The following is a 7018-nucleotide window of genomic DNA, read 5'->3' on the forward strand; positions in this document are numbered from 1 at the left end:
CTTCGGTTCTTCGGAGAGGGGAGGGCGCATGGCGGAACTGATCGCCAAGTCCAGGCGTGCGGGCCTCAAGTCAATCCTTCCCGAGCGGAGCCTGTTCGCTCGCTCGTTCTTGCAAAGCCGAAACCGCGCGTTAGCGGCTAGCCCGGTCTAGAGCAGAATCCCGACGTTCAGGAAAGCGTCGGATGCGCCGACCAGATTGATCTGGCTGTGGTCCGCAAGCTCGAAGTTCAAGCTGACGATATGGTCGATGGCGCTCGGGTTGCTCATCACCAGGGGGTCGTAGATCACCACCTGCGAGCCGTTCATCATCATCGCGACATGGTCGGTGTGGGCGATGAAGTAGTCGATGAACTGCTTGACCAGGTCTTCCGACATGATGGCGGAGTGCGCCGCCGGCGTCTGCGCGTCGGTCGAGGGCGCGGTGACGGTGTCGTGGCCGGACGAGACGGGCGTCTCGCCCGTCGCCGACGTCGCGGGCGTCTCGGTAAGCGCCTCGGCGGGCTGCGCCGTGACCGGGGCCACTTGGACGTGTTCGCCGCGCGAGATGATCTCGGCCAGCACGTCGGGCAGCTTCGAGACCTCGATAACGGTGATCTTTTGGGCCGCCGCGGCGTCACCGACCAGAGACCGCACTAGCTGCACGGCCTCGATGCTCGGCAGACTGCCGGCGGCGAGCCGCACTTCCAGCGACCAGTCCGCCCCGTCATGGAGGGCGGGGGCGGGCAGGGGCGAAAGAGCCACCTCATGGCGGGCGCTGTCCGGAACCGACGGCGCCAGCTCCGGCGCGGCCGGCGCGTCGGCGGTCTGAGGCAGTGTCGAGAGCAACGCGACCAGGGATAGCACAGACGACACGGTCTGAACCGGGGTGTTGGCGACCGCGGCGGCGTGGGCCGCGACGCCAGTGCCGTCCGCCTCGCCGCTGGTCACGATCGGAGCGACAGGAGCGTTGAACTCGAGTGACGCGGCGGCCGAGGCCAGCGTGGCCTGGGCGGCGGGATCCAGGCTCGCGGCGTCGACCGTGAAGTCCGCTGCGAGCAAGGCGGCGGCCAGCACCAGAACCGCCTGGTTGGCCGGCAGCTGCACGGTGTCGTACACCGGTTGAGCCATCCCCGACGCGGCCGCGACCGGAGCCGCGCCACCGGTCAGGCCGGCGCTGGAGCTAGACGACAGCAGGGTCGGACGCGCGTGCGACGGCGCATTGGCCGCGCCGGTCTCGGCCGCGCGGGCTTCGCCGGTCTTGAAGAAGGCGGTGCCGACCACGGCCACCAGCAGGGCGGCGGGGTGCAGGGCGATATTGTCGCCGCGATCCGAGCGACGGATCAGCGGATGGCGCGCCACCATGTTGCGCACCATCGACGAGAAATCGAAGCCGCGCGCGATCTCTTCATAGGCGGGGCCGGCGATCAGGTACTCACCGTCGATTCGCGCGAAGTGGATCACCACCTCGCCGTCGTCGGTGCGGTAGAAGACGAACCACGGTTCCTTCTCGTCGCTCAGGCCGCGATCGGTGCCGACGCGAATCCCCGCGCGGCTGAGAGCGGCCTCGACGCGATAGAACTCGGCCAGCTCCTGCTGGCTCCAGTCCGCCGGAGCGGGCGTGTATCGCGGCGAACGCTGGAAGAACGAAAGGACTTGCGCGGCCATGTCGGCGGAAGATTCCCACGCGTGAAGAGTCACCGGCACCCCGCCGGCGAGGGCAAGCTAGACGAACTACTCTTCGTTGAACAGGATGTCGTAGGTAATAGGATCGTAGAACCGCATCAGTTCCCGCACGAACGTCCTTTCAGGAACGTTAAGCGCCCGCGCCCAATCGCGGTAGCGGTCCGGCGGGATGCGGCCACGGCCGGTCTCCAGCTGGGAAATGAAGGTGTAGTAGTCGGCGCCGACCTTGGCCGCGAGCTGTCGCTGCGACAGGCCGGAGGCCTCCCGTTGCTCCTTCAGCCAGCGGCCACCTTCGCGGCGGAGGTCTTGAACCTCCGGGGCGCTGCGACGTTGAGGGTTGCCATACATTATAGACTCTCGCCTCCGTCCGGGGGCGGGGAGCGCTATCGCTCGCCTGCGCGGACGCAAAATTCCCTCCTCATATAGCTGTTTGGCGGCCAAGGTACAAGGAACGCGACATAGGAAAATGCTGTACCGGTTAGAAAAATGCTGTACCCCGCGATTTCGGCTATTGTCGACGTATGACGTTTGCTCTATAGCCATCGCTGCTCCCATGCGCGCCGTTCGGTCGCAGGGGGTGTGGGATTTCTTTGGGAGACAAGCCAGATGGCTTACAACAACCTCACTGACCTGAAGGCGTACTTCAAGAACGCCAACGCCGGCACCGCGGCGACGGCGGCTCAAGAGCAAGCGCTTCTGGCCATCGCGAACCAGAACGCCGCTGGTTCGCTCAGCGACGAGAAGGCGCTGGCCGCCCTGCTCGACATTGCTGCTGACAGCACGACCTCGGTCAGCGTCGGCACCTACCAGTTCTTCCTCGGCTACGCGCCGAGCACCGCCGGCCTGACCTTCCTGAACAACGCTTACGTTGGCACGGGTTCGCAAGCTGGTTTCAACGCTGAAAACCGCTTCATCGCCCAGTCGATCTCGCTGGCCCTCGGCAACGCGACCGCCAAGGCGAGCTTCGACGCCGCTTACGGCGCGCTGTCGATCTCCGACGTGGTCAAGACCGCCTACGACGTCATCATCGGTAAGGCCACCGCCCAAGCGGCTGGCGTGAACCTCGACAACGCCTACAAGTTCTTCACCGACCAGCAAGCCTACTTCACCGCTTTCGTGAAGCAGGTCCTGCCGGGCGCTTCGGCCGCTGACCAAGCGCTGGCCGTGAAGGCCGCGATCGTTGGCGAAATCATGTTCCAAGGCAACGTCGCCAACGGCGGCGCGGGCCTGGGTTCGTACGCCGCGGCCACGAACACCCTGCTGAAGGATCTGGCTGACGACGGCGTTCTGGCCGCCAACAACGTCAACGGCATCGACCTGTTCGCCAACTACGGCGGCACGGGCACCGTGGGCACCACCCTGGCCCTGACCACCGGCATCGACACCCCGGTCGCCACCGTCAACAACGACACCATCAACGCGATCCCGACGACCCTGACGGCGCTCGACACGATCGACGGCCTGGCCGGCAACGACACCCTGGTGCTCGCCGACGCCACCGGCGGTAGCGATTGGACCGGCATCGCCGGCCTGACCGTGAAGAACGTCGAAACCGTCCAGCTGAAGTCGGTTGGCACTGGCAAGGTCGACTCGAGCGCCTGGACCGGCGTGACCTCGCTGCAAACCACCACGGTTGGCGGCGTCAACGCCACGGCCGCTGGCACCACCAGCATCGTCGTCTCCGACGACAAGCTGGCCGCCGGTACGGTCGTCGTGAACGGCGGTTCGGCCGTTTCGGTCACCACGGCCACCACCAGCACTGGCACGATCGCCGTCGGCGGCACGACCGCTCCGACGGGCGCCGTGACCGTGAAGGCTACGGTCAATGGCACCGGCGCCACCGCCCAGGGCAACATCAACGTCACCGGCGGCACCACCGTCAACGTGACGACCGTCGCGACCCAAGCCACGGTGAACACCTCGACGACCCAAGCCGCCGTGACGGTCACCGGCGCGACGACCACCACGGGCGTGACGGTCAACCAAACCGCCGCTGTCGCCGCTGACGCCACCACCAAGGGCATCATCGGCGGTTCCGTGACGATCAACGACGCCAACGGCGCTCACGCGACCAAGGGCGGCAGCATCGCCACCGTGACGATCGCCAACGCCGGCGCCGTCGCCATCACCGACAACTCGCTGGCTACCCTGAACGTCTCGGGCGTCGTCGGCACCGTCGGCGTGACCACCGGCGCTGGCGCCACCGTCGACACCCTGGCCCTGAACCTGGGCGCGGGTTCGACCGGCGCCGTGACCCTGGGCTCGAACTACAAGGCCCTGAACGTCGCCGTCTCGGGCGCCAACACGGTCGCCAACGTGGTCTCCACGGCCACGGCCCTGAAGGTCTCGGGTTCGGACGTCCTGACCCTGACCTCGGCCGCCGGCCTCACCGCCGCGACCTCGGTCACCGTCACCGGCACCGCCGGCCTGAAGGCCGACCTGTCGGGTCTCGGCACCGTGACCAAGGTTGACACCTCGGGCACCACCGGCACCTCGACCCTGAACATCGACGTCACCAAGGTCGCCTTCACGGGCGGCGCTGGTTCGGACCTGATCACCCTGACGGGCGCTCTGGCTTCGGGCGGCAAGTTCGATCTGGGCGCCGGCAACGACCGCCTGTCGGGCACGGCCGTCGCCGCTTCGACCACCTCGGTTGTCGATGGTGGCACGGGCGTCGACACGATCTCGTCGTCGGTGATCAACGCCGGCAACGGCAGCGTGTTCAAGAACTTCGAAATCCTGGGCCTGAACAACACCGTTCTGGACGCGGCTCTGCTGACCGGTTCGACCCTCACGGGCCTCGAACTGCTGGCTTCGGGCGGCACCTACACCAACATCACGGCCGCTCAGTCGCTGACCGTCGCCACCAACGCTGGCGCTGGCACGACCGTTCTGACCTTCTCGAACGTTGGTGGTACCGCTGACGCCTACGCCATCACCTTCGCGGGCGTTGGCGGTGCGACCTCGGGCGCGGCCGCGACCTACGACGCCGGCACGCTCTCGATCGCCAACATCGAGAACGTGACGATCGCTTCGGGTTCGGCTTCGGGCTTCAGCGCGAACAACATCGACCTGACGGACGCTGCTGCTCGCTCGTTGGTCATCACCGGTTCGCAAGCGCTCGACGTCTCGTTCGTCGGCTCCTTCGGTACCGCTGGCGCCACCGGTCTGGCCACCATCGACGCCTCGGCGGCGACGGGCGCCATCACCCTGAACACGACGAACGCGGGTATCGCCACTGGCGGCCTGACGGTCTCGACGGGTTCGGGCGCCGACACGGTCACGCTGGCTAGCGCTGCGACTGTCAGCCTCGGCCTCGGCAACGACACCGTCACCGTCGCCAACGCTGCCACGACCATCACCCTGGGCGGCGGCAACGACACGGTGAACGTCGCGGCTTCGGTCTCGTTCGCCAACATGGTCGCGATCACCGACACGGCTAACGCCGGTGATGCGTTCGTGTTCGCCAACCAAGGCGCCGACGCGTTCACGGCGACGAAGGTGGTCACCACCACCGCGCAGTCGCTGGCGGAAGCTCTGGATATGGCCTCGACCGCTGACGGTTCGACCAACGGCGCGATCAAGTGGTTCCAATACAACGGAAACACCTACATCGTGGAAGACGTCTCGTTGGCCGCCACCTTCGCCGCCACCGACCACGTCGTGAAGCTGACCGGTCTGATCGACCTGTCGACCGCGTCGTACTCGGCCGCTACGAACACTCTGACGCTGGCTTAATAGGCCAGGGTCGCCAGCCGCCTCCGGGCGGCTGGCAGTGCTCGAGAACTAAGACGCCGCCCCGGCTCATGTCGGGGCGGCGTTTCTCGTTTGGCGACGGGAACCTTGCGATGGCCGGCGGCCTGTGCTCTAGCCCAGACGGCCCGCTCATTTTCCGCCACAATTTCGTGGTCGAGACGCGACCTAAGTTGTTACTGTAGTTCAGCCGCGTCACACGCCGCGGCGTCCTGAAGGCTAAAGATGTTCTTCACTCGCACCGGCGCCGCCAAGCCGACCATCCTGGATCAGGCCGTACTGGTCGCCAAGCCGGCGGTGATCACCGCCATGGTCTTCAGCTTCTTCATCAACATTCTGGCGCTGGTCAGCCCGCTGTACATGCTGCAGGTCTATGACCGCGTGCTGTCCAGCCGCAACGTGGCGACCCTGGTGGTGCTGACCATCATCTGCGTCTTCCTGTTCGTGGTGTACGGCCTGCTGGAAGCGCTGCGGACCCAGGTGCTGGTGCGCGGGGGCTTGAAGTTCGACGGCGTCGCGCGCGACCCGATCTTCAAGGCGGTGCTGGACTCGACCCTGACCCGGCGGGGTCCCGGCGGCCAGGCGTTCCGCGACATGGACCAGGTGCGCGAGTTCATGACCGGCGGCCTGATCTCCTTCTGCGACGCGCCATGGACGCCGGTGTTCATCGTCGTCTCGTGGATCCTGCACCCCTATTTCGGCATTCTGGCCATCATCAGTTGCTTCATCATCTTCGGCCTGGCCGTGATGAACGACCGCAGCACCAAGAACCCGGTCCAGATGGCGACCATGGCCTCGATCGCGGCCCAGAACGACGCCGGCTCCACCCTGCGTAACGCCGAGGTCATGAAGGCCATGGGCATGTGGGGCGGCCTGCAGAGCCGCTGGCGCGTGCGCCGCGACGAGCAGGTGGCCTGGCAGGCCGCCGCCAGCGACGCCGGCGGCGCGGTGATGTCGGGCATCAAGGTGTTCCGTCAGGTCGTCCAGACCCTGATCCTGGGCGGCGGCGCCTATCTGGCCATCCAGGGCAAGATCTCGGCCGGTTCGATGATCGCCGGCTCGATCCTGGTCGGCCGCGCCCTGGCGCCCATCGAGGGCGCCGTGGGCCAGTGGAAGGGCTTCCTGGGCGCCCGCAGCGCCTGGGATCGCCTGCAGGGCATGCTGCGCGAGGAGAAGGACACCTCCGACCACATGCAACTGCCCGAGCCGCGCGGCGTGCTGTCGGCCGAAGCCGCCTCGATCCTGCCGCCCGGCGCTCAGCAGCCGACCATGCGCCAGGCCAGCTTCCGCATCGACGCCGGCACGGCCGTGGCGCTGGTCGGTCCCAGCGCGGCGGGCAAGTCCTCGCTGCTGCGCGGCATCGTCGGCGTCTGGCCGTGCGCGGCCGGCGTCATCCGCCTAGACGGCTACGACATCAAGCAGTGGGACCCCGAGAAGCTGGGCCGCCACATCGGCTACCTGCCACAGGACATCGAGCTGTTCGCCGGCACCGTGGCCCAGAACATCGCCCGCTTCACCGAGTTCGAGGCTCAGGAAGTGATCGAGGCCGCGACCCTGGCCGGCGTGCACGAGATGATCCAGGCCCTGCCCCAGGGCTACGACA

4 protein-coding genes are annotated in these 7018 nt (G+C 67.0%); 2 read left to right on the plus strand and 2 right to left on the minus strand.

The window, feature by feature from the left end; translation table 11 throughout:
• Positions 1-147: 147 nt before the first annotated feature.
• Both VJ655_RS16310 and VJ655_RS16315 read right to left on the minus strand, forming a co-directional pair.
• The gene (locus tag VJ655_RS16310) at positions 148-1644 is read right to left on the minus strand and encodes a hypothetical protein (protein ID WP_324112876.1); all 1497 of its coding nucleotides are present in this window, start codon (positions 1642-1644) and stop codon (positions 148-150) included.
• Between the two features lie 66 nt (positions 1645-1710).
• Positions 1711-2010 carry a helix-turn-helix transcriptional regulator gene (locus VJ655_RS16315; protein WP_324112877.1) on the minus strand — a complete coding sequence of 100 codons (300 nt, stop codon included), beginning with the start codon at positions 2008-2010 and terminating at the stop codon, positions 1711-1713.
• A gap of 258 nt (positions 2011-2268) precedes the next feature.
• Here VJ655_RS16315 and VJ655_RS16320 point away from each other — a divergent pair, with 258 nt between their 5' ends.
• A complete protein-coding gene (locus VJ655_RS16320; protein ID WP_324112879.1) occupies positions 2269-5400 on the plus strand; it encodes a hypothetical protein in 3132 nt (1043 codons plus the stop codon).
• A gap of 240 nt (positions 5401-5640) precedes the next feature.
• On the plus strand, positions 5641-7018 hold a 1378-nt coding region (locus VJ655_RS16325), incomplete at its 3' end, for a type I secretion system permease/ATPase (protein WP_324112881.1).

The sequence above is a fragment of the Caulobacter sp. genome, assembly GCF_035254145.1.
Taxonomy (GTDB): domain Bacteria; phylum Pseudomonadota; class Alphaproteobacteria; order Caulobacterales; family Caulobacteraceae; genus Caulobacter.

What these genes read in the sequence shown, in the direction of transcription:
- VJ655_RS16320 (WP_324112879.1), top strand. Translation starts at nt 2,269, where the DNA reads ATGGCTTACAACAACCTCACTGACCTGAAGGCGTACTTCAAGAACGCC.
- VJ655_RS16315 (WP_324112877.1), bottom strand. Translation starts at nt 2,010, where the DNA reads ATGTATGGCAACCCTCAACGTCGCAGCGCCCCGGAGGTTCAAGACCTC.
- VJ655_RS16310 (WP_324112876.1), bottom strand. Translation starts at nt 1,644, where the DNA reads ATGGCCGCGCAAGTCCTTTCGTTCTTCCAGCGTTCGCCGCGATACACG.